This is a genomic window from Micromonospora sp. DT227 (assembly GCF_049841835.1).
Classification (GTDB): domain Bacteria; phylum Actinomycetota; class Actinomycetes; order Mycobacteriales; family Micromonosporaceae; genus Micromonospora.
Genome location: NZ_JBNCLA010000010.1, coordinates 105,183 through 125,258, shown reverse-complemented (window position 1 = coordinate 125,258; position 20,076 = coordinate 105,183). Strand labels below are relative to the sequence as shown.

The window sequence follows — 20,076 nt, the reverse complement described above, 5'->3', positions numbered from 1 at the left end:
GGTCAGGGCGTCCTCTCCAGGACCAGCAGCGAGCGGTCCGGCACGCACACCGTGCCACCCGCCTCGACCACTGTCGTCTTCTCCGGATCCGGTTCCGCGGTGCTGATCACCAGCTCCCACCGGGGCCCGAACTCCTCCCCGGGCATCGTGAAGTCCAACGCCGCGTCGTGCGCGTTGAACAGCAGCAGGAAGGAGCTGTCCCGGTGGCGTTGGCCGTACTGGCCGCGCTCCGGGATGCCGTCGCCGTTGACGAACAGGGCCACCGAGCGGCCGAAGTCGTTGCCCCAGTCCTCGCCGGTCATCTCCCGGCCGTCCGGGGTGTACCAGGCCAGGTCGGGCAGGCCGGAGCCGGCGGCCCGACCGCCGACCGGCAGCCCGGTGAAGAACCGCCGACGGCGGAACACCTGGTGGCGGTTGCGGAAGTCGGTGAGCCGCCGCACGAACGTGAGCAGCTCGTCGTCGGCCCGTGCCCAGTCCACCCAGGCCAGCTCGCTGTCCTGGCAGTAGGCGTTGTTGTTGCCGTGCTGGGTGCGGCCCAGCTCGTCGCCGTGGCCGAGCATCGGCACGCCCTGGGACAGGATCAGCGTGGCCAGGAAGTTGCGCCGCTGCCGCTCCCGCAGCGCGCGTACGCCCGGGTCGTCGGTGTCGCCCTCGACGCCGCAGTTCCAGGAGCGGTTGTGGCTCTCCCCGTCCCGGTTCTCCTCGCCGTTGGCCTCGTTGTGCTTGTCGTTGTACGACACCAGGTCGGTGAGCGTGAACCCGTCGTGGCAGGTGACGAAGTTGATGCTGTGGAACGGGCGGCGGCCGTCGTCCTGGTAGAGGTCGGCGGAGCCGGAGATGCGGGACGCGAACTCGGCGAGCGTGGCCGGCTCGCCGCGCCAGAAGTCGCGGACCGTGTCGCGGTACTTTCCGTTCCACTCGGTCCACTGCGGCGGGAAGTTGCCCACCTGGTAGCCGCCGGGGCCGATGTCCCACGGCTCGGCGATCAGCTTGACCCGGCCGACCACCGGGTCCTGCTGCACCACCTCGAAGAACGTGGAGAGGCGGTCCACCTCGTAGAACTCGCGGGCCAGCGTGGCGGCCAGGTCGAAGCGGAAGCCGTCGACGTGCATCTCGGTGACCCAGTAGCGCAGCGAATCCATGATCAGTTGCAGCGAGTGCGGGCTGCGCACGTTCAGGCTGTTGCCGGTGCCGGTGTAGTCGACGAAGTAGCGCCGATCCTCCTCGGACAGCCGGTAGTAGCTCGGCGTGTCGATGCCCTTGAAGCTCAGCGACGGCCCGAGGTGGTTGCCCTCGGCGGTGTGGTTGTAGACCACGTCGAGGATGACCTCGATGCCGGCGGCGTGCAGCGCCTTGACCATGCCGCGGAACTCCTGCACCTGCTGGCCGAGCCGGCCCAGCGCGGAGTAGCCGTGGTGCGGGGCGAAGAAGCCGATGGTGTTGTAGCCCCAGTAGTTGCGCAGCCCCAGGTCGGCCAGGCGGTGGTCGTGCACGAACTCGTGCACCGGCATCAGCTCGACCGCGGTCACCCCGAGTTGCTTGAAGTGCTCGATCATCACCGGCGAGGCGATCGCCGCGTACGTGCCGCGCAGCTCCTCCGGGATGTCCGGGTGGCGCATGGTCAGCCCGCGCACGTGCGCCTCGTAGATGACCGAGTGGTGGTACGGGGTGCGCGGCGGCTTGTCGTTGCCCCAGTCGAAGTACGGGTTCACCACCACCGACTTCGGCATGAACGGCGCCGAGTCGGTGGTGTTCATCCGGTCCGGGTCGCCGCCCACCTCGTAGTCGTAGACCGCCGGGTCCCAGGAGACCTCGCCGTCGACCGCCTTCGCGTACGGGTCGAGCAGCAGCTTGTGCGGGTTGCACCGCACCCCGTCGGCCGGGTCCCACCGGCCGTGCACCCGGAAGCCGTACCGCTGGCCGGGCTCGACGCCGGGAATGTAGGCGTGCCAGACGTACGCGTCGACCTCGCGCAGCTCGACCCGGCGCTCGGTGCCGATGTCCCACTCGTCGAACAGACAGAGCTCGACCCGCTCCGCCACCTCGGAGAAGATCGCGAAGTTGGTGCCCATTCCGTCGTAGGTGGCGCCGAGGGGGTAGCTCTCGCCCGGCCAGACCTGCATGTCGCTCCTTCGGCCCATGATCGTCAGCGCGCCGGACGGGCGGCCGGCGCGCACGCCGTTGATGCCCCGCCGTACCCGCCGCCAATCCACCCGTTCGGACGGTAACCGAAAGGTTCTGGTGTCGTCCGTCACGATCGACCGTTTCGAGGTGCGGGTTCGCGCCGGATGGACTTTCCTTGACCGCGGACGCGCGCCCGCGCGTGTCCACCCGGCCGCTCGGCCATCCCCCACCACCGCCCCACCGCCGCCACCGATGCCGGCGTGTCCCACCCTGCATGGACGGAGAACGACACGTGACCACTCTGCGGGTCGGCGCGCCTACCGCCACCGCGACGGACCGGCTCCACCGGCCCACCCTCACCTCCCGCCCGACCGTGCCGCCGCAATCCGGCGCCGCGTCCCGGAAGCGGCGCATCCTGATGCTGTCGTGGGAGTACCCGCCGGTGCTCGTCGGTGGCCTCGGCCGCCACGTGCACGCGCTCTCCGTCGCCCTGGCCGCCGCCGGGCACGAGGTCACCGTGGTCACCCGGCACGCCGAGGGCGCGCCGCTGGAGGAGTACGCCGACGGCGTGCGCGTCGTCCGCGCCGCCGAGGACCCGGTCACCTTCCCGCTCGCCACCGGGTCGCTGCTGGCCTGGACCATGGCGTTCAACCACACGCTCACCCGGGCCGCGCTGCGCGCCGCCGAGTCCGGCGCGTACGACGTGATCCACGCCCACGACTGGCTGGTCGCGCACACCGCCATGACGCTGCGCGAGCACCTGGACGTGCCGCTGGTGACCACCATCCACGCCACCGAGGCGGGCCGGCACCAGGGCTGGCTGCCCGAGGAGATGAACCGCACCATCCACGGCGTCGAGCAGTGGCTGGCCAGCGAGTCCGGCCGGGTGATCGTCTGCTCCGGCTACATGCGCGACGAGGTCGGCGCGCTGTTCGGCGTGGACCCGGCCCGGGTCGACGTGGTGCCCAACGGCGTCGAGCCGCACCGCTGGCGGGTGCCCGCCTCGGCGGTCGCCGCCGCCCGGACCCGCTTCGCCGCCGACGGGCCGCTTGTCACGTTCGCCGGTCGGCTGGTCTACGAGAAGGGCGTGCAGCACCTGCTGGCCGGGCTGCCCCGGCTGCGGGACCGGCACCCCGGGCTGCGCGCGGTGATCGTCGGCGACGGGCCGTACAAGGCGGAGCTGGAGTCCGAGGTGCACCGGCTCGGGCTGGGCGACACGGTCAGCATGCCCGGGTTCCTCGGCGGCACCGACCTGCCCGCGGTGATGGCCGCCTCGGACTGCTTCGCGGTGCCCAGCATCTACGAGCCGTTCGGCATGGTCGCGCTGGAGGGCGCCGCCGCGGGCGCGCCGCTGGCGGTGTCGCGTACCGGTGGGCTGGCCGAGATCGTCGAACCGGGCGTCACCGGGATGACGTTCGCCCCGCAGGACCCGGACGGGCTGGCCGAGGCGGTGCACGCGCTGCTCTCCGACACCGACCGGGCCCGCGCGCTGGCCCGCCGGGCCCGCGCCATGGTGCACGAGCGGTACGGCTGGTCGGCGATCGCGTCCCGCACGGCCGCCGCGTACGCCGCCGCGATCGCCGGCGACCCGGCGTTCACCGCCGCCCGCACCGAGCAGCGGATGGCCGCCGGCCGCACCCTCCCCCCTCTCCCCGCCGGCAACCTCCTCACCGCCGCCGGCCTGAGGTGAAAGGCGGGGGCCCCGCTTAACGCTTTTGGTAGAGGCGGGGGCCCCGCTTAACAGCCGCGCCCACCCGAGCACGCGAAAGGCCGCCGACCCGTGCGGGTCGGCGGCCTCACTCGTCGACGGTGTTAAGCAGGGGCCCCGCCTATACCAAAAGCGTTAAGCGGGGCCCCCTCCTTACACCGTCAGCGGTTGGCGGCGGGGACGTAGTCGCGCTCCGGGGCGCCGGTGTAGATCTGCCGCGGGCGACCGATCTTGGTCTCCGGGTCGTTGATCATCTCGCGCCACTGGGCGATCCAGCCGGGCAGCCGGCCCAGCGCGAACAGCACCGTGAACATCTTCGTCGGGAAACCCATGGCCTTGTAGATCAGGCCGGTGTAGAAGTCCACGTTCGGGTAGAGCCGCCGGGAGACGAAGAAGTCGTCGGCGAGCGCGATCTCCTCCAGCTGCATCGCGAGGTCCAGCAGCGGGTCCGGCTTGGCCATCCGGCCGAGCACGTCCTGGGCGGCCTTCTTCACGATCGCGGCGCGCGGGTCGTAGTTCTTGTAGACCCGGTGGCCGAAGCCCATCAGCTTCACGCCGTCCTGCTTGTCCTTCACCTTCTGCACGAAGGAGCGGACGTCGCCGCCGTCGGCCTGGATCTTCTGGAGCATCTCCAGCACGGCCTGGTTGGCGCCGCCGTGCAGCGGGCCGAACAGCGCGTTCACGCCGGCCGAGACGGAGGCGAACAGGTTGGCGTTGCTGGAGCCGACCAGCCGCACGGTCGAGGTGGAGCAGTTCTGCTCGTGGTCGGCGTGCAGGACGAACAGCATGTCCAGCACGCGGGCGACGACCGGGTCGACCTCGTACTGCTCGGCGGGCACGCCGAACGTCATCCGGAGGAAGTTCTCGACGTAGCCGAGCGAGTTGTCCGGGTACAGCAGCGGCTGGCCGATCGACTTCTTGTAGGCGTACGAGGCGATGGTGGGGACCTTCGCCATCAGCCGCACCATGGACATCTCGACGTGCTCGGAGTCGAACGGGTCCAGGCTGTCCTGGTAGAACGTCGAGATGGCGCTGACGGCCGAGGAGAGCACCGCCATCGGGTGCGCGTCGCGGGGGAAACCGTCGAAGAAGCGACGCATCTCCTCGTGCAGCAGCGAGTGCCGCCGGATCCGCTCGCTGAACTCGGTGAGCTCCGTCTGGGACGGCAGCTCGCCGTAGATCAGCAGGTAGGAGACCTCCAGGAAGGAGGACTTCTCGGCCAACTGGTCGATCGGGTAGCCGCGGTACCGCAGGATGCCCGCGTCACCGTCGATGTAGGTGATCGCGGACGAGCAGGACGCGGTGTTGACGAAACCGGGGTCGTACGTGGTCATCCCGGTTTCCTTGAGCAGCTTGCTCACCCCGATCCCGGCGGGGCCCTCGACCGCGGACTGCACCGGCATCGACAGCTGCCCACCGGGGTGGTCGAGCTTGACTTCCGTCATCTGTTCCTCGCTTCGCCGGCAAGATCTTCGTTGAATTGCCTTCGCTTCTACCGTAATCACGGTATGGGGGACAACGCTCGGCATGGTTTCGCAGGTGAGGTATGCGTCACTGATTCCCGACTTGCCGGGGCGGAAACCGGCCTCGGGGCCGGTCAGGACAGGTCGAGCCGCCGCGGCGTCCCGCCGGCGTCGAGGCGGTACAGGTCGAGCCGGTTGGCGCCGGCGGCGAAGATCCGGTCGTCGGGGAGGAACGCGGCGAACCGCCGGCCGCCGGCGTCCCGGGGCACCACCGGCACCACGGCGCCGACCGTGCCGTTGACCGCCACCGCGAGCCGGGTGCCGTCCGGCACGGTGTCGGGCACGGTGCCCCAGACCAGCGCCGGCAGCCCCCGCGCCGGGTCGACCGCGGCGAACGCGGCCCGGTTCGCGACCGTGGCCGTGCCGCCGGGGGGCGCGCCGGAGAGCCGCGTGCCGACCAACGGGTCGACGGCCGGCAGCGGCACCGGTGCGGGCACCCCGCCGGTGATCGTCACCGGCTGGCCGGGCCGGTCGTAGAAGCGCTTGTCGGCCCGCGCGCGGGGGGCGGCCCTGGCCGGGACGCCGTCCATCCGCCAGGGCACCCGGACGTGGGTCTCGTCGGCGATGGTGGGCAGCAGGTCGACGTGTTCCCAGTTGCGGTCGTCGACCCGGCCGGCCCGCTGGCCGGGCTCCTTGACGAACATCGGCACCCAGGCCACCTCGTTCGCGGCGTGGGTGATGGCGTCCATCCCCCGGCCCTGCCAGTCCCGGCGGAAGCTCACCCCGTGGTCCGCGGTGACCAGCACCAGCGCCTGGTCGTAGAGGCCGGTGGCGCGCAGCGTGCGCAGCGTCTCGCCGATCAGCCGGTCGGTGTAGCCGAGCTGGGCCAGGTGCCGGGCGCGGGCCACGTCCACCCAGCCGACGCCGTCGTTGGGCAGGTCCTCCGGCGCGTCGTAGTGCGCCCCGGACGGCAGGTACGCCCACGGTGAGTGCGGCATCAGCAGGTGCAGGAAGTGCAGCGTGGGACGGTCGGCGGGGCGCAGCCCGGCGAGGAACGAGGTGAACCGGGCCGGCTGGTTGTCGTCGAGCGTGTCCCAGCGGAACTTCGGGTCGTCGGGCACCGGTTCGGCGGCGTCCAGCCCGGCCTCGGCCGCGGTCTGCTCCCGGTACGAGTCCTCCGGGTCGACCCGGCTGTCCACCGGCGCGGTGAGCTGGCGCAGCAGCTTGCCGCTCTCCCGGGTCAGCACGCCGATCCCCTGCTGCGGGCTGGCCGGCTGCTCGCAGCGGCTGGGCGGGCAGAGCCGGGTGATGCTCTCCTCGGCCTTGATCTGGTAGAGGCCGCCGAGCGCGGTGAACAGGTTGTCCGGATACTGCGAGTAGTGCGGCGCCACGGCCCGGTCCGGGTAGCGGCCGGTGAGCATGGCCGGCAGCGCGTAGGGCGTCCAGCCGCTGACGCCGGTGGCGTTGCGGTACCACGTCGACCCGGCGGCCAGCGCGGCGAAGTTCGGGTAGCGGGCGGCGTCGATCCGCCCGTCCGGGCCGAGCAGCGAGACCAGCGGCAGCTCGTCCAGCACGATCATGACCACCGGCGGGTGGCTGCCCGCGCCGGCCGTGCCGGCGGCGCCACCGTCGCCGCGGGGCAGCACCACCGCCGAGGCCGGCGACGCGAACAGGAACAGTCCGACGAAGACCACCGGGCCGGCCGCGGCCACCCGCAGCACCCGGCGCAGCGCCCGCCACCGCCGGTGCGCGACCGCCGCGAGCGCGCCGGCCCCGCCGGCCACCACCAGCAGCGGTACGCCCCGAAGCGGCGTCAGGTGGCGGCCCACCTGGATCGCGAGCGCGGCGAGCAGCAGCCCGACCAGCACGGTGTGCACCGCCGACCGGGTGACCCGGCCGCCGAGCAGCGCCAGTGCGCCGAGCGCCGCGAACGGCAGCGTGGGCGCCAGCGCGACCAGCGCGACCAGGAGCAGCACGTCGGCCCGGGAGGCGCGGTGGAACAGGAAGAAGTCGGGGCTGCGACCGAGCACGTCCAGCAGCGGCTGGGTGACCACGAGGCCGACCAGCGCCGTCACCTCGGCCAGTCGCGCCGCCTCGGCCCGCCACGGGCCCCGCCGCCGGGGCGCGTCGATGCCGGCCGGACGGTCCCGTGGTGGGGCGAGGGTGTCCTCAGCCACCCACCACCACCTGGTAGAGCGTGCGGGTGCCGGAGGGCAGCTCGGCGCGCGCCACCACCCGCCCGCGCCGGGCCAGCAGCGCCTCGAACGCGTCCCGCCGGTAGTCGGGGAAGAGGCCGTCCGGCTTGTTGGCCAGCAGCCGGCGGGCCATCGGGTCGTCCGGGTGGACGAACTCCACCACCAGGCTGCCGCCGGGCTCGGTGAGCGCGGCGAGCTGGTCGAGCACGTCGGGCAGCGGCACGTTCCGGCCGATCGCCAGGTGGTGCACCAGGGCCAGGGCGAGCACCAGGTCGGCGCGCGCCCGGTCGACGAACGCGCCCCGCTCGACGCCGCGCCAGCCGCCGCCCGGCGACGGATCGGCCAGGTCCATCACCAGCGGCAGGATCCGCCCCTCGCCCTCGTCGCGCAGCGCGCGGTAGAGCGCGTCGACCACGCCCGGGTCCTGCTCGACGGCGACCACGTACGCGGCGTGTCGGGCCGCGATGCGGGCGTACCGGCCGTCGTTGGCGCCCAGGTCCAACGCCGAGTGCGGGGCGGTGGCGGACACCGCCCGGTCGACGAAGTCCTCCTTGGCCTGCCGGTCCGGCACCGAGTACGCGCAGGTGCGCTGGTAGTCCGCCCAGTGGCTGTCGCCGGGCCGGTGGTCGAGCCGGCGGACCAGTCGGGTCAGCCCGCGTACGGTGGCCAGGGCCAGCTCGCGGGAGAACCCGGCGGCGCGGAGCTGGGCGCGGACGTCGCTGCTGCTGGCGTCCGCGTGGCGGGCCTGCATCGCGCCGTGCAGGTGCACGTGGGTGGGCACCCCGGCCCGCCAGCGGCGGGTGCCGGCGAACAGGCGGCGCATCTGGTCCGGCTCGACGCCGTCGATCCGGGCCCGCAGGAACGGCTGGAAGTCCAGCCCGAGGTGGGCCTGGATGAGCAGCGGGTAGAGCAGCGTCTGGCAGAACTGCCGGTAGCCGGCCCAGGGTTCGCCGTCGCGCAGCGCCTCGAACGAGCCGACGTCGATGAACACCGGCCGGGCGCCGCGCCACTGCACGTTGTAGGCCGACCCGTCCTTGGTGGTGAAGCCGGCCGCCAGCGCGGCGCGCAGCACGTCCAGGTGCAGCAACGCCGCGTCGCGCAGCATCGCGTACGACCACTCGTAGGGGTGGGAGACGAACGGGATGCGGTCGTGCCGCAGCACCGCGGCCCAGGGCACGTCGACCGGGGTCGGGACGAGTTCCTCGGTGCCGACCAGGTGGCCGGCGGCGGTGAGGTCGCGGAAGAGGTCGCTGGCGGACAGCGCCCGCCAGTCCCGGGCGGACCGCTCGTCGAGGCCGCGCAGCACCTCCCCGGCCCGGTGGAAGACCCGGTTGCCGGGGTCCCGGAAGGAGCCGGGTTCGACACGGACGCCGGTGTCGGGAACCGTCATGCCCGTCAGCCCTGGTCGGTGGGCTGGCGACGGAACCGGGTCACCAGGCGCCGCCAGTAGAGCTTGGCGGCCACGGCCACTCCGGCCACCCCGCCGACCACCGCCTGCACGATGAGACTGCCGGATCCCGCGTCCAGGTAGGCCAGGTGCGTCACGGCTGCTTTCCTTCCCTCGCCGGTCATCGGAGCACCGCCCGGAACGCGAGCTTTACTCCTCAACGCCGGGCTTGTTCCCTACGGTACGCGCCTGTCCGGACACGCGCGGCCACACCGGGCACTCCTCCCCCGTCCGATCCGTTCAAGACGGGCCGGCCCGGGGCCGCCTACCGTGGCGGCATGACACCGCAGTTCGATCTCGTCGGGACCGTCGTCACCGACATGGCCCGCACCCTCGACTTCTACCGCCGGCTGGGGCTGCCGATCCCGGCCGACGCCGAGACGGAACCGCACGTCGAGGTCACCCTCCCCACCGGGGTACGGCTGGCCTGGGACACCGTCGACACCATCCGCGGCTTCCATCCCGGCTTCACGCCGCCCGCCGGCAGCCCGCGGATGAGCCTGGCCTTCCGCTGCGCCGACCCGGCCGAGGTGGACCGCTGGTACGCCGAGCTGACCGCCGCCGGCCACCACGGGGAACTGCCGCCGTGGGACGCGGTCTGGGGCCAGCGGTACGCGGTCCTGCACGATCCGGACGGCAACGGCGTGGACCTGTTCGCACCGCTGCCGACCGGCTGACCGCACGCGCCCGCCGTCGCCGGACGACGGTGCGGCGACCCGGTCGGGCCGCGCGTCGGCGCGCTCCGGAACCGCCGCTCAGTCGGGAGGCGGGGTGAGCAGCACGGTCCGGAACCGCCGCTCAGTCGGGAGGTGCTGTGAGCAGCCGGGTCGGTGGGACTCCGGTCAGCTCGCGCACGTCGCGGGTGAGGTGGGCCTGGTCGGCGTACCCGGATCGCGCGGCGACCTCGGCGAGCGGCACGCCGCGCCGGGCCAGGTCCAGCGCGCGGCGCATGCGCAGGATGCGGGCCAGCGTCTTCGGGCCGTACCCGAAGAGGGCCCGGCTGCGCCGGTGCAGCGCCCGCGCGCCGAGGCCGACCTCGGCGGCGGTCGCCGCGACCGTGGCCCCGGCGGCCAGCCGGGCGGCCACGTGCGCGCCGAGCGGGTCGGGCCCACCGGCCGCCCGCAGCCGCGCCCGCGCCACCTCCTCCAGGATCGCGGCGCCGGCGTCCGACCAGTCGGCGGCGCACCGCGCACCGCCCGGGTCGATGGCCGCCCGGATCCGTTCGGCCGGCTCCACGGCGGCGCGGCCCCACAGGTCGGCGAGCGGGACGCGGCGGTCCCGCACCTCCTCGGCGGGCACCCCGAACACGGCCGGGCCGACGCCCGGCGGCAGGCGCAGCCCGATCCACCGCTCCCCCGGCGCCGACCACGACACCTGGGCCACCCGGTCCGGCCCGGCCACCAGCAGCCCGGCCCGACTGGACCAGAGCAGGTCCAGACACCCGTCCGGCAGCACGCGGACCGGCCCGGTGCCGGACGAGTCACTCACCCACCGTACCGCCGCCGGAATCCCCACCGCCGCCCGTTCCCGGTACATCCGTCCACCCTGCCACCCACCGTCGATCATGAGGTTGGCGGCAGGCACCGCGGCGTGTCGCGGCGGCCAACCTCATGATCGACGAGGTGCGGGTCAGGGGCGGTGGTGCAGCGCCAGGCGGAGCAGGAGGAATCGCAGCGCGGTGGCGGCCAGGTTGGCCGCCACCAGGACGGCCAGCTCGACGGCGCGCGGCGGGACCGTGACGGCGTGCAGGACGGCCAGCGAGCCGCTGGTCAGGGCCAGGCCGAGCGCGAACGCGAGCAGCCCCTGGAGGTGGTGCCGGCCGGCGTGGCGGCGGCCGGTGACGCCGAACGTGATCCGGCGGTTGGCCGCCGTGTTCGCCACCGCGGTCAGCAGCAACGCCAGCAGGTTCGCCGGTTGCGCGCCGAGCGGGCCGCGGGCCAGCAGGAAGAGCACCAGGTACGCGAGCGTGCTGGCCACCCCCACCGCGGCGAAGCGGACGAGCTGGCCGGGCAGCCCGACCGGCACCTGGGCCGGGGGCGCCGGCAGCGGCGCCCGGCCGAGCTGGGCGCGCAGCCGGGCCAGCGGCAACGCGCCGGTGACCAGCGCCCGGACCAGCCGCCCGATGCCGCGCAGGTCGGCCAGGGCGGTGGCGACGATGTCGACCCGGCTGTCCGGGTCGTCCACCCAGTCCACCGGCACCTCGTGGATCCGCAGCCCGGCCCGCTGGGCGAGCACCAGCAGCTCGGTGTCGAAGAACCAGCCGGTGTCCTGGACCAGCGGCAGCAGCTCGGCCGCCACGTCGGCGCGGATCGCCTTGAACCCGCACTGCGCGTCGGAGAAACGCACCGCCAGCGTGCCGCGCAGCAGCAGGTTGTAGCCGCGGGAGATCACCTCCCGCTTGGCGCCCCGGACCACCCGGCTGGTGCGGGCCAGCCGGGTGCCGATGGCCAGATCGGAGTGGCCGGACAGCAGTGGCGCGACGAGCGGCAGCAGCGCGGCCAGGTCGGTCGAGAGGTCCACGTCCAGGTACGCCAGCACCGGCGCCGGCGACACCGACCAGGCGGCCCGCAGCGCCCGGCCCCGGCCCTTCTCCGCCAGGTGCAGCACACCGACCTCGGGCAGCTCGGCGGCGAGCGCCTCGGCCACCGCCAGGGTGCCGTCGGAGCTGGCGTTGTCGGCCACCGTGATCCGGAACGGGTACGGGAACTGGGCGGTCAGGTACGCGTGCAGCCGCCGGACGCAGGGGCCGAGGTCGACCTCCTCGTTGTGGACCGGGACCACCACGTCCAGCACCGCGCCCTCGGCGGTGGGCCGGGCCTGCACGGCGGCCCGGGGCTCCGGCATGAGGATCATGGATCAGCCCTGCTTTCCGCTGCTCAGGTCGTACACGGTCACCCCGTCGACGGTGGTCGCGGTGAAGTTCTCGGCGACCCAGGCGGCGATCTCGGTCGACGCGCTGCTGCCGCCGTTGGCCCGGAACCCGCCGCCGCCGAGGAACCAGTGGATCCGGCCGTCGGCCACGTACCGCTGGAACTCGGCGAGCGTCGGCGACGGGTCGCTGCCGTTGAAGCCGCCGATCGGCATCACCGGCTCGCCGGTGGCGAGCTGGTAGCCGGAGGCGTTGTTCGAGCCGATCGTGGCCGCGACCCAGGTGTAGTCCTCGGCGTCGGCCTTGAGCAGCGCCGTCATCTCGGCGCTCGGCTCGCGCGCGTCGAGCAGTCCGCCCATGCCGCCGCCGCGTTGCCCGCGCCCGCCGCGCTGACCGGTACCGCCGTCCGGACCGGTCCCACCGTCCGGACCGGTCCCGCCGTCCGGACCGGTCCCGCTGTTCGGTCCGGCACCGCTGTTCGGTCCGCCGGGAGTGCCGGGCGCCTGGCCGCCGTCGGGGAAACCCGGGAACGCGCCGTTCTGGCCGCCCGGGAAACCCGGGAACTGACCGTTCCCGCCGCCCGGGAAGCCGGGGAACGCGCCGCCGGGGAACTCCCCGCCGCCCGGCATCCGCCCGCCGGGGAAGCCGCCCCGGCCGCCCGGCCCGAAGCCACCCGCCACCTCGGGGCCCGCGCTCGGGATCGAGCCGGTGTGCGGGGTCGCCGCGGTCTGCACCGCGTACGCGGCCGGCCCGGCCACTCCCACCGCCATCCCCAGCGCCGCCACCCCGGTCACCACCCCGCGCGTCCACCACCGGCCCGCCCGGCCCGAGGTGACCAAGGAGTTCGCGTCATCGTGCGGCGCCCTGGCCGACCCGAAGTCCTTGATCACCGGGAGGTCGAGGAGCGCCAGGAGGACGGCGGCGGTCAGGCCGGTCGCCAGCACGGTCGGGCGCAGCCAGGGCTGCCAGTCGGGGCTGCGGCCGAGCAGGCGCCAGGACCACCAGGCGGTGACCGCCAACGCGCCGGCCAGCACCAGCGTGGCGGCGTATCCGCGCCAGCGGGCCCAGGCCGGGACGCGCCCGGCCGGGGCGTGGCCGGCGGCGGACCGGGTGGGCGTCGTGCGGGCCTGCCAGAGCTGGGTGACCCCGATGCCGACCAGGGCGCCGACGGCGGGCGCCAGCGCGACCGTGTAGTAGGCGTGGAAGATGCCGGACATGAAGCTGAAGATCAACCCGGTGACCAGCAACCAGCCGCCCCAGAGCAGCAGGCCGGCCCGCCGCCGGTCGGTACGCGCCGCCCGCCCGGCCAGCCACAGGCCGGCCACCAGCAGGATCAGCGCGGCCGGCAGCAGCCAGGAGATCTGCCCGCCGACCTCGGTGTCGAACATCCGCAGCAGACCCGTCTGGCCGGAGAACGGTCCGCCGCCCCCACCGCCCGGCCGGCCGCCCCCGCCGACGCTGCCCACCTCGTCGCCGGTGATCCGGCCCAGGCCGTTGTACCCGAGCGTCAGCTCCAGGATGCTGTTGTGCTGCGAGCCGCCGATGTACGGGCGGGCGCTCGCCGGCACCAGCTCCACGACCGCCACCCACCAGCCGGCGGAGACCAGCACCGCCAGCCCGGCCAGCAGCAGTTGCCGGATCCGCCGGCCGAGTCCGGTCGGCGCGGCCAGCAGGTGGACGACGGCGAACACCGGGATCACCAGGAACGCCTGGAGCATCTTGGTGAGGAAGCCGAGGCCGACCAGCACGCCGGCCAGCGCGATCCACCGGGTGCTCGCGGTCTCCACCGCCCGGACCGTGGCGTACGCGGCGGCCAGCAGCAGGAACACCAGCAACGCGTCGGGGTTGTTGAACCGGTACATCAACGTGGCCACCGGCGTGAGCGCCAGCACCGCGCCGGCGAGCAGGCCGGCCGCCGGGCCGTACCAGCGGCGGACGGTCGCGTACAGCACGGCGACCGAGGCGACGCCGAGCAGCGCCTGCGGCACCAGGATCGACCAGCTGCTCAGCCCGAAGACGCGTACCGACAGCGCCATCAGCCAGAGCGAGGCCGGCGTCTTGTCCACGGTGATCGAGTTGGCCGCGTCCGAGGAGCCGTAGAAGAACGCCTGCCAGCTCTCCGAGCCGGCCTGCGCGGCGGCCGAGTAGAACGCGTTGCCCCAGCCGGAGGCGCCCAGTCCCCACAGGTAGAGCAGGCCGGTGGCAACCAGCAGGCCGAACAGGGCCGGACGCGCCCAGCGCGGGTCGTGGCCGGGCGGGTCCGCCGCGGTGGGGGCCGACTCCGGTACGGGGGTGGGGGCCGGCCCGGTCGCGGACGGTCCACCCGTCGGCGCGGTCAGCAGGCTCTCGGTTCTGTCCATGCCGGCAAGCCTCGAAGGGCCCGCTGACCCACCCCCGTGAACGACCTATGCGTCCGCTGTGGATCCCGGCAGCCAGACGGTGAACGCGGTGTGGCCGGGGCGGCTGGCCACCTCGACCCGGCCGTGGTGAGCCTCCACCACGGCGGCGACGATGGCCAGCCCCAGGCCGGTGCTGCCGTGCGCGCGGGAGCGGGAGCTGTCGCCGCGGGCGAACCGTTCGAACACCTCCGGTTGCAGCTCGGCCGGGACGCCCGGCCCGTCGTCGGTGACCCGCAGCTCCACGCCGCCCGGGGCGGGGGACAGCCGGGTGGTGACGGTGGTGCCGGCCGGGGTGTGCACCCGCGCGTTGGCGAGCAGGTTCGTCAGCACCTGGTGCAGGCGGTGGCCGTCGCCGGTGACGGTGAGCGGCTCGTCCGGCAGGTCGAGCTGCCAGTGGTGCTCCGGGCCGGCCACGTGCGCGTCGCTGACCGCGTTGACCGCCATGGCGGTCAGGTCGACCGGCTCGGCGGCCAGCGGTCGGCCGGAGTCCAGCCGGGCGAGCAGCAGCAGGTCGTCCACGAGGCTGGTCATCCGGGTGCTCTCCGACTCGACCCGGCGCAACGCGTGCGCCACGTCCGGTGGCACCTCCTGCCGGCCGCGCCGGGCCACCTCCGCGTACCCCCGGATGGCGGCCAGCGGCGTCCGCAGCTCGTGGCTGGCGTCGGCGACGAACTGGCGTACCCGGGTCTCGCTGGCCTGCCGGGCGGCGAGCGCGGCGGCGACGTGGCCGAGCATCCGGTTGAGCGCGCCCCCGACCTGCCCGACCTCGGTGCGCGGGTCGGTGTCGGCGGCCGGCACCCGGACCGACAGCGCCACCTCGCCCCGGTCCAGCGGCAGCTCGGCGACCCGGGCCGCGGTGGCCGCGACCCGGTTCAGCGGCCGCAACGTGCCCCGGACGATCAGCGCGCCGAGGCCACCGGCGATGACCAGGCCGGCGCCGATCACCCCGGCCTGGGCGACGGCCATCCACATGACCGTCTCGTCGACCTCGGACAGCGGGATGGCGAAGACGAGGACGTCGCCGTCGGGCATCTGCCGGGCCACCGCCCGGTAGTCACCGCGCCCGGCGAGCGCGACCGTGCGCGGCGCGTCGTCGGGGCGGAGCCGGGCCAGCGGCGCCACCTCCCCCACCGGCACCGCGGCCGGTTGCGTGGCCGCCTGCCGGAACGCCAGGTCGACCTGCCCGTCGACGACCCGCGCCGCCACGGACTCGGCCGGGTAGCCGGGCGGGAACCCCGGACGGAAGGTGCTCGGTCGCTCCTGCGGCAGCTCGAACGGCGAGGGTTGCCGCACGTGCCGGCGGGACTCGCCGCCGGTGAGCTGGTCGTCGATCCGCCCGACCAGGAAGTGTCGCAGCGCGACCGTGGTCAGGCCGCCGATGCCGACGCTGACCAGCGCCAGCAGCGCCACCACGGAGAGCACCAGGCGGCGGCGCAGCGACCAGCCGGCCAGCCGGCGACGCAGCCGACCGCCGTGGTCACTCCGCGGGCTTGAGGACATAGCCCGCGCCGCGCAGCGTATGGATCATGGGCGCGCGACCCGCGTCGATCTTCTTGCGCAGGTACGAGATGTACAGCTCGACCACGTTGGCCTGGCCGCCGAAATCGTAGTTCCAGACCCGGTCGAGGATCTGCGCCTTGCTGAGCACCCGGCGCGGGTTGCGCATCAGGTAGCGCAGCAGCTCGAACTCGGTGGCGGTGAGCGTGATCAGGGCGTCGCCGCGGCGCACCTCGTGGCTGTCCTCGTCGAGGCTGAGGTCACCGACGGTCAGCACCGCCTCCTCCCGGGCGGCGACCGCGAACCCGGAGCGGCGCAGCAGGGCGCGCAGCCGGGCGATCACCTCCTCCAGGCTGAACGGCTTGGTGACGTAGTCGTCGCCGCCGACGGTGAGCCCGGCGACGCGCTCCTCCACCGCGTCCCGGGCGGTCAGGAACAGCACCGGCACGCTCGGCGACTGCTCGCGCAGGCGGCGCAGCACCTGGAAGCCGTCCAGGTCGGGCAGCATCACGTCGAGCACCACGGCGTCCGGCCGGAACTGGCGGGCCGCGCTGATCGCCGACATCCCGTTGCCGGCGGTGGTGACCTGCCAGCCCTCGTAGCGCAGGGCCATCGAGAGCAGGTCGGTGAGCGTCGGCTCGTCGTCCACCACCAGCACGCGCACCGGCTCGCCGTCCGGTCGGCGTAGCTCGATCCGGCCCTGCGCGGCCTGCCCGTTCATGACCATGCTCCCCATCGTGGGCGCGCCGACTGTACCGGCGCTGTCCCGTTCCTGTGTACCAGCTGTGCGGGGCTCCCGGTGGTCGATCGAGGCTTCCCCGGCGGGCTACCCGGTGGTAACTTGCCGGCATGTCCATCGACGGTGGTCCCACCGGCCGGTTGGCCGGCCGGGTGGTGCTGGTGACCGGGGCGGCCCGGGGCATCGGCGCGCACACCGCCCGGCTCGCCGCGGCCCGGGGCGCACGGCTCTCGCTGGTCGGGCTGGAACCCGACCGGCTCGCCGCGCTCGCCGCCGAGCTGGGCCCCGGGCACGCCTGGTTCACCGCCGACGTCACCGACCAGGCCGCCCTCGCCCGGGCGGTCGACGGGACGGTCGCCGCGCTCGGCGGGATCGACGCGGTGGTGGCCAACGCCGGGGTGGCGAACCGGGGCACCATCGCCGTCGGCGACGTCGAGGCGCTGGTGCACACCGTCCAGGTCAACCTGGTGGGCGTGATGCGGACGGCGGCGGCGACGGTGCCGGCCCTGATCGACCGCGGCGGCTACCTGCTGATCGTCTCGTCGGCGGCGGCGTTCGCCGCGCTGCCGGGCATGGCCGCCTACTGCGCCTCCAAGGCCGGCGTCGAACACTTCGGCACCGCGATCCGGCTGGAGCTGGCGCACCGCGGGGTGGCCGTGGGCACCGCCCATCCGTCCTGGGTGGACACCGACCTGGTCCGGGAGGCGCGCGCCGACCTGCCGGCGTTCGACACCGCACTGGCGAAACTGCCCTGGCCGATGCGGCGCACCACCACGGTGGCCGAGTGCGCCGAGGCGTTCGTCCGGGCGATCGAGCGCCGCAGCCGCCGCGTCTACGTGCCGCGGGCGGTCGGCGCGGTGCAGGCGGTGCGGTCGCTGCTGGTCAGCCCGCTGGCCGACCGCCTGGTGGGGCGCACCGCCCGGGTCACCGTGCCGTTGATCGAGGAGCAGGCCCGGGCGCTCGGCCGGGGTTTCGGGGTGAGCACGCCGCAGGTCCGGCCGTGACCGCCCCGGTGGAGGTGGTCTTCGAGCGGCGCGGCGCCGGGCCGGCGCTGGTGCTGCTGCACGGCATCGGCCACCACGGCGGCGCCTGGCTGCCGGTGCTGGACCGGCTCGCCGGGACGCACGACGTGATCGCCGTCGACCTGCCCGGCTTCGGCCGCTCCCCGGTGCCCGCCGCCGGCCTGCCCGCCGACATGCCCGGGCTGGTGGCCGGCATGGTGGAACTCTTCGCCGCGCTCGGGCTGGACCGGCCGCACGTGGCCGGCAACAGCCTCGGTGGGGCGATCGCGCTGGAGCTGGCCGCCACCGGCGCGGTCGCCTCGGCCACCGCGCTGTCGCCGGCCGGCTTCTGCACCGCACGCGAGCTGCGCTGGGCGCTCACCGTGCTCAGCCTGCACCGCAGCGCGGCCCGGCTGCCCGAGCCGGTGCTGCGTCACCTGTTCGCCGCGCCGGCGCTGCGGGCCCTGGCGATGGGCATGATCCTGGCCCGGCCGGACCGGTTGACGCCCGACGTGGCGCTCGCGGACGCCCGCGCGCTGCGCCGGGCACGCGCGTTCCGCGCCGTCGCCCGGGCCGGCCGGGGGTACGCGTTCGCCGGCACACCCGCCGTCCCGGTGACGGTGGCGTGGGGCACCCGGGACCGGATCCTGCCCTACCGACAGGCGGCGCTGGCCCGCACCCGACTGCCCGCCGCCCGGCACCTGGACCTGCCCGGCTGCGGGCACGTGCCGATGCACGACGACCCGGAGCTGGTCGCCTCGGTCATCCTCGGCACCACCGGCGTCCGGCCGGGCTGAACCCGTCCGCGCCGCCGCCTCCGGCACGTCGCCGCCTCACTCGGTGGCGCCGAACGGGTCGGTGCGCACGTAGCGCATCGTCCAGCCCTCCGGGCCGGCCCGGTCACCCCGCTCGTAGAGATGGTCCGCCACGTCGGTGGGCGGCTGCTCGGGGAGGCGCAGGATCCACCGGCGCGGCGGCGCGCCGTCGGGATCCGCCGGCAGGTCCCGGGCCACGTCGTCGGCCGGACCGCCGATGAACCGTACGCGCACCAGCGCCACCGCTCACTCTCCGTTCCCGCGTCGACACTCCCGCTCGCGAAGCTACCCCGCCGACCGGGCCGCTCCCGGCGGTTTGCACAGCTCGGAGCCCGGGTAGCGGGTCCGGGGGGACCGGACGAGAACAGGGAGTGGTCGATGAGGACGCTGGGCGGGCGGTACGAGCTCGAACAGCGCGCGGCCGTGGGCGGCATGTCGGAGGTGTGGCGGGCACACGACCGGGTGCTGGACCGGACCGTCGCGATCAAGCTGATCTCGCCGGGGCTGGACGGCGACGCCGGTTCGGTGGAACGGATCCAGGCCGAGGCCCGCTCGGCGGCGCGACTGGTCCACCCGAACGTGGCCAGCGTGCACGACTTCGGCACCGCCACGCTGCCGGACGGCCGGCCGGTGCCCTACATCGTGATGGAGCTGGCCGAGGGCGAGACGCTCGCCGCGCACCTGCGCGCCGGCCCGCTGGACTGGCGTATCGCGGTGCGGGTCTGCGCCGAGGTGTGCGCCGCGCTGGCCGCCGCGCACGGGCACGGCATCGTGCACCGGGACGTGAAGCCGGCGAACGTGATCCTCACCCCGTCCGGCGTGAAGGTGCTCGACTTCGGCATCGCCACCCCGGCCGGCGCCCCCGACCACACCCCGGAGGGGGTCGTGGTGGGCACCCCGGCGTACCTCGCCCCGGAGCAGCTCGACCGGCAGCCGGCCACCCCGGCCGCCGACATGTACGCGCTCGGCGTGCTGCTCTACTACTGCCTGAGCGGCCGGCTGCCGTACGACGCCGCCAGCACCAGCCAACTGCTCGGCGCGCGTCGCCGCCTGCCGCCCCGGCCGCTGCCGGAGGTCCCCGGGCTGCCGGCCGAGGTGGCCGAGCTGTGCGAGCGTTGCCTGGACTCCGACCCCGCCGCGCGGCCGACCAGCCCGATGGCCGCGCTGCTGCTGGCCGAGGCGGTCGACGCCCGCATCTACGTGCCGATGACCGTGGTGCTGCCCCGGCAGCGGATCGGCGAGACCTCGCCGTGGACCGGGCGGGCCGCCGCCGAGGCGACCGAGGCGATGGCCCTGGACGCCGCCACGAGCGGGCGGATCCGCTGAGCGTACTGCGGTTTCGCCCGTCGGCGGCCGGGAACGCGGGCCGGTGAGTGACGGGAGGAACGCGATGCCGGATCCGAGTTCCTGGCTGGCCGAGACGGCCACGGCGACCGCGGCGGGCGGTCACGTACGCACCGACGACGGCGGTCTGTCCTCCGCCCTGGCGTCCCCGCTGGCGCCGCACTGCTCCGGCCTGACGCCGGAGCAGTTGTTGGCCGCCGCGTTCGCCTCCTGCCTGCACCACGCCGCGGTGGAGGCGGCCGGCGAGATCACCGACGAGGCGCACACCGTGCAGGTGACCGCCGAGGCGAAGCTGGGTCGCGACGACGACGGCCGCTACCGGGCCGACGTGCACGCCGAGATCTCCTCGGCCGGGCTCAGCCGGGACCAGTTGGCCGAGTTGGTCGCGTACGCCGACCGGCTCTGGCCGTTCTCCAGCGGTGACCCGAGCCGGCACCGGCTCACGGTCACCCCGGCCGAGAACGGCCGCCACTGA

Annotated in this window: 17 protein-coding genes; 6 read left to right on the top strand and 11 right to left on the bottom strand. The window is 74.6% G+C overall.

Translation table 11 applies throughout. The features are described 5' to 3' along the window. Positions 1 to 2: 2 nt before the first annotated feature. A complete protein-coding gene (gene glgX, locus ACLQ2W_RS27985; protein ID WP_425790360.1) occupies positions 3 to 2,123 on the bottom strand; it encodes a glycogen debranching protein GlgX in 2,121 nt (706 codons plus the stop codon). Between the two features lie 293 nt (positions 2,124 to 2,416). Between glgX and ACLQ2W_RS27980 the strand changes: the two genes are divergently transcribed. After that, positions 2,417 to 3,814: a glycosyltransferase family 4 protein gene (locus ACLQ2W_RS27980; RefSeq protein WP_425790112.1), complete on the top strand. Its 1,398-nt coding sequence runs from the start codon at positions 2,417 to 2,419 to the stop codon at positions 3,812 to 3,814. Positions 3,815 to 3,993: 179 nt separating this feature from the next. Here ACLQ2W_RS27980 and ACLQ2W_RS27975 read toward each other — a convergent pair whose 3' ends face one another. The 4 genes from ACLQ2W_RS27975 to ACLQ2W_RS27960 all read right to left on the bottom strand — a co-directional run bounded on the left by ACLQ2W_RS27975 (position 3,994) and on the right by ACLQ2W_RS27960 (position 9,035). Continuing rightward, positions 3,994 to 5,277 (bottom strand): citrate synthase, encoded by a 1,284-nt coding sequence (locus ACLQ2W_RS27975; protein ID WP_425790110.1) that lies wholly within the window; start codon positions 5,275 to 5,277, stop codon positions 3,994 to 3,996. Positions 5,278 to 5,429: 152 nt separating this feature from the next. Further along, complete coding sequence (locus ACLQ2W_RS27970; RefSeq protein ID WP_425790108.1) at positions 5,430 to 7,472, bottom strand: sulfatase-like hydrolase/transferase; 2,043 nt, start codon at positions 7,470 to 7,472, stop codon at positions 5,430 to 5,432. Further along, positions 7,465 to 8,880, bottom strand: a complete 1,416-nt coding sequence (locus ACLQ2W_RS27965) for a class I SAM-dependent methyltransferase (protein WP_425790106.1) — start codon at positions 8,878 to 8,880, stop codon at positions 7,465 to 7,467. The genes ACLQ2W_RS27970 and ACLQ2W_RS27965 overlap by 8 nt, the downstream gene beginning before the upstream one ends. A gap of 5 nt (positions 8,881 to 8,885) precedes the next feature. Continuing rightward, the gene (locus ACLQ2W_RS27960; protein WP_343441732.1) at positions 8,886 to 9,035 is read right to left on the bottom strand and encodes a hypothetical protein; all 150 of its coding nucleotides are present in this window, start codon (positions 9,033 to 9,035) and stop codon (positions 8,886 to 8,888) included. Positions 9,036 to 9,215: 180 nt separating this feature from the next. Here ACLQ2W_RS27960 and ACLQ2W_RS27955 point away from each other — a divergent pair, with 180 nt between their 5' ends. After that, a complete protein-coding gene (locus ACLQ2W_RS27955) occupies positions 9,216 to 9,614 on the top strand; it encodes a VOC family protein (RefSeq protein ID WP_425790103.1) in 399 nt (132 codons plus the stop codon). A gap of 121 nt (positions 9,615 to 9,735) precedes the next feature. On the opposite strand, the gene ACLQ2W_RS27950 is transcribed toward ACLQ2W_RS27955, so the two are convergent. The 5 genes from ACLQ2W_RS27950 to ACLQ2W_RS27930 all read right to left on the bottom strand — a co-directional run bounded on the left by ACLQ2W_RS27950 (position 9,736) and on the right by ACLQ2W_RS27930 (position 16,429). Beyond that, positions 9,736 to 10,473 (bottom strand): helix-turn-helix domain-containing protein, encoded by a 738-nt coding sequence (locus ACLQ2W_RS27950; protein ID WP_425790101.1) that lies wholly within the window; start codon positions 10,471 to 10,473, stop codon positions 9,736 to 9,738. A gap of 93 nt (positions 10,474 to 10,566) precedes the next feature. Next, positions 10,567 to 11,790 carry a glycosyltransferase gene (locus tag ACLQ2W_RS27945; protein ID WP_425790099.1) on the bottom strand — a complete coding sequence of 408 codons (1,224 nt, stop codon included), beginning with the start codon at positions 11,788 to 11,790 and terminating at the stop codon, positions 10,567 to 10,569. A gap of 3 nt (positions 11,791 to 11,793) precedes the next feature. Then, positions 11,794 to 14,166: an ArnT family glycosyltransferase gene (locus ACLQ2W_RS27940; RefSeq protein ID WP_425790097.1), complete on the bottom strand. Its 2,373-nt coding sequence runs from the start codon at positions 14,164 to 14,166 to the stop codon at positions 11,794 to 11,796. 45 nt (positions 14,167 to 14,211) lie between these two features. Further along, positions 14,212 to 15,705, bottom strand: coding sequence for a sensor histidine kinase (locus tag ACLQ2W_RS27935; RefSeq protein WP_425790095.1), 1,494 nt, complete (start codon positions 15,703 to 15,705; stop codon positions 14,212 to 14,214). Next, entirely contained in the window at positions 15,683 to 16,429 is a 747-nt protein-coding gene (locus ACLQ2W_RS27930) for a response regulator transcription factor (protein WP_425790358.1), read from the bottom strand. Before ACLQ2W_RS27930 ends, ACLQ2W_RS27935 begins: the two co-directional genes overlap by 23 nt. Before the next feature lie 122 nt (positions 16,430 to 16,551). Between ACLQ2W_RS27930 and ACLQ2W_RS27925 the strand changes: the two genes are divergently transcribed. Both ACLQ2W_RS27925 and ACLQ2W_RS27920 read left to right on the top strand, forming a co-directional pair. Next, positions 16,552 to 17,445, top strand: coding sequence for an SDR family oxidoreductase (locus tag ACLQ2W_RS27925; protein ID WP_405093967.1), 894 nt, complete (start codon positions 16,552 to 16,554; stop codon positions 17,443 to 17,445). After that, positions 17,442 to 18,239 carry an alpha/beta fold hydrolase gene (locus tag ACLQ2W_RS27920; protein ID WP_425790093.1) on the top strand — a complete coding sequence of 266 codons (798 nt, stop codon included), beginning with the start codon at positions 17,442 to 17,444 and terminating at the stop codon, positions 18,237 to 18,239. Before ACLQ2W_RS27925 ends, ACLQ2W_RS27920 begins: the two co-directional genes overlap by 4 nt. A gap of 36 nt (positions 18,240 to 18,275) precedes the next feature. Here ACLQ2W_RS27920 and ACLQ2W_RS27915 read toward each other — a convergent pair whose 3' ends face one another. After that, positions 18,276 to 18,491, bottom strand: coding sequence for a hypothetical protein (locus tag ACLQ2W_RS27915; protein WP_425790091.1), 216 nt, complete (start codon positions 18,489 to 18,491; stop codon positions 18,276 to 18,278). Positions 18,492 to 18,635: 144 nt separating this feature from the next. On the opposite strand from ACLQ2W_RS27915, the gene ACLQ2W_RS27910 reads away from it, so the two are divergent. Further along, positions 18,636 to 19,583: a serine/threonine-protein kinase gene (locus ACLQ2W_RS27910; protein WP_425790089.1), complete on the top strand. Its 948-nt coding sequence runs from the start codon at positions 18,636 to 18,638 to the stop codon at positions 19,581 to 19,583. Between the two features lie 64 nt (positions 19,584 to 19,647). Beyond that, the gene (locus ACLQ2W_RS27905; protein WP_107155495.1) at positions 19,648 to 20,076 is read left to right on the top strand and encodes an OsmC family protein; all 429 of its coding nucleotides are present in this window, start codon (positions 19,648 to 19,650) and stop codon (positions 20,074 to 20,076) included.

Bases quoted from the DNA above. Each gene is read 5' to 3' on its own strand.
- glgX (WP_425790360.1), bottom strand. From the start codon at position 2,123: ATGCAGGTCTGGCCGGGCGAGAGCTACCCCCTCGGCGCCACCTACGAC.
- ACLQ2W_RS27975 (WP_425790110.1), bottom strand. From the start codon at position 5,277: ATGACGGAAGTCAAGCTCGACCACCCCGGTGGGCAGCTGTCGATGCCG.
- ACLQ2W_RS27965 (WP_425790106.1), bottom strand. From the start codon at position 8,880: ATGACGGTTCCCGACACCGGCGTCCGTGTCGAACCCGGCTCCTTCCGG.
- ACLQ2W_RS27955 (WP_425790103.1), top strand. From the start codon at position 9,216: ATGACACCGCAGTTCGATCTCGTCGGGACCGTCGTCACCGACATGGCC.
- ACLQ2W_RS27950 (WP_425790101.1), bottom strand. From the start codon at position 10,473: ATGTACCGGGAACGGGCGGCGGTGGGGATTCCGGCGGCGGTACGGTGG.
- ACLQ2W_RS27945 (WP_425790099.1), bottom strand. From the start codon at position 11,790: ATGATCCTCATGCCGGAGCCCCGGGCCGCCGTGCAGGCCCGGCCCACC.
- ACLQ2W_RS27940 (WP_425790097.1), bottom strand. From the start codon at position 14,166: ATGGACAGAACCGAGAGCCTGCTGACCGCGCCGACGGGTGGACCGTCC.
- ACLQ2W_RS27935 (WP_425790095.1), bottom strand. From the start codon at position 15,705: ATGTCCTCAAGCCCGCGGAGTGACCACGGCGGTCGGCTGCGTCGCCGG.
- ACLQ2W_RS27930 (WP_425790358.1), bottom strand. From the start codon at position 16,429: ATGGTCATGAACGGGCAGGCCGCGCAGGGCCGGATCGAGCTACGCCGA.
- ACLQ2W_RS27925 (WP_405093967.1), top strand. From the start codon at position 16,552: ATGTCCATCGACGGTGGTCCCACCGGCCGGTTGGCCGGCCGGGTGGTG.
- ACLQ2W_RS27910 (WP_425790089.1), top strand. From the start codon at position 18,636: ATGAGGACGCTGGGCGGGCGGTACGAGCTCGAACAGCGCGCGGCCGTG.
- ACLQ2W_RS27905 (WP_107155495.1), top strand. From the start codon at position 19,648: ATGCCGGATCCGAGTTCCTGGCTGGCCGAGACGGCCACGGCGACCGCG.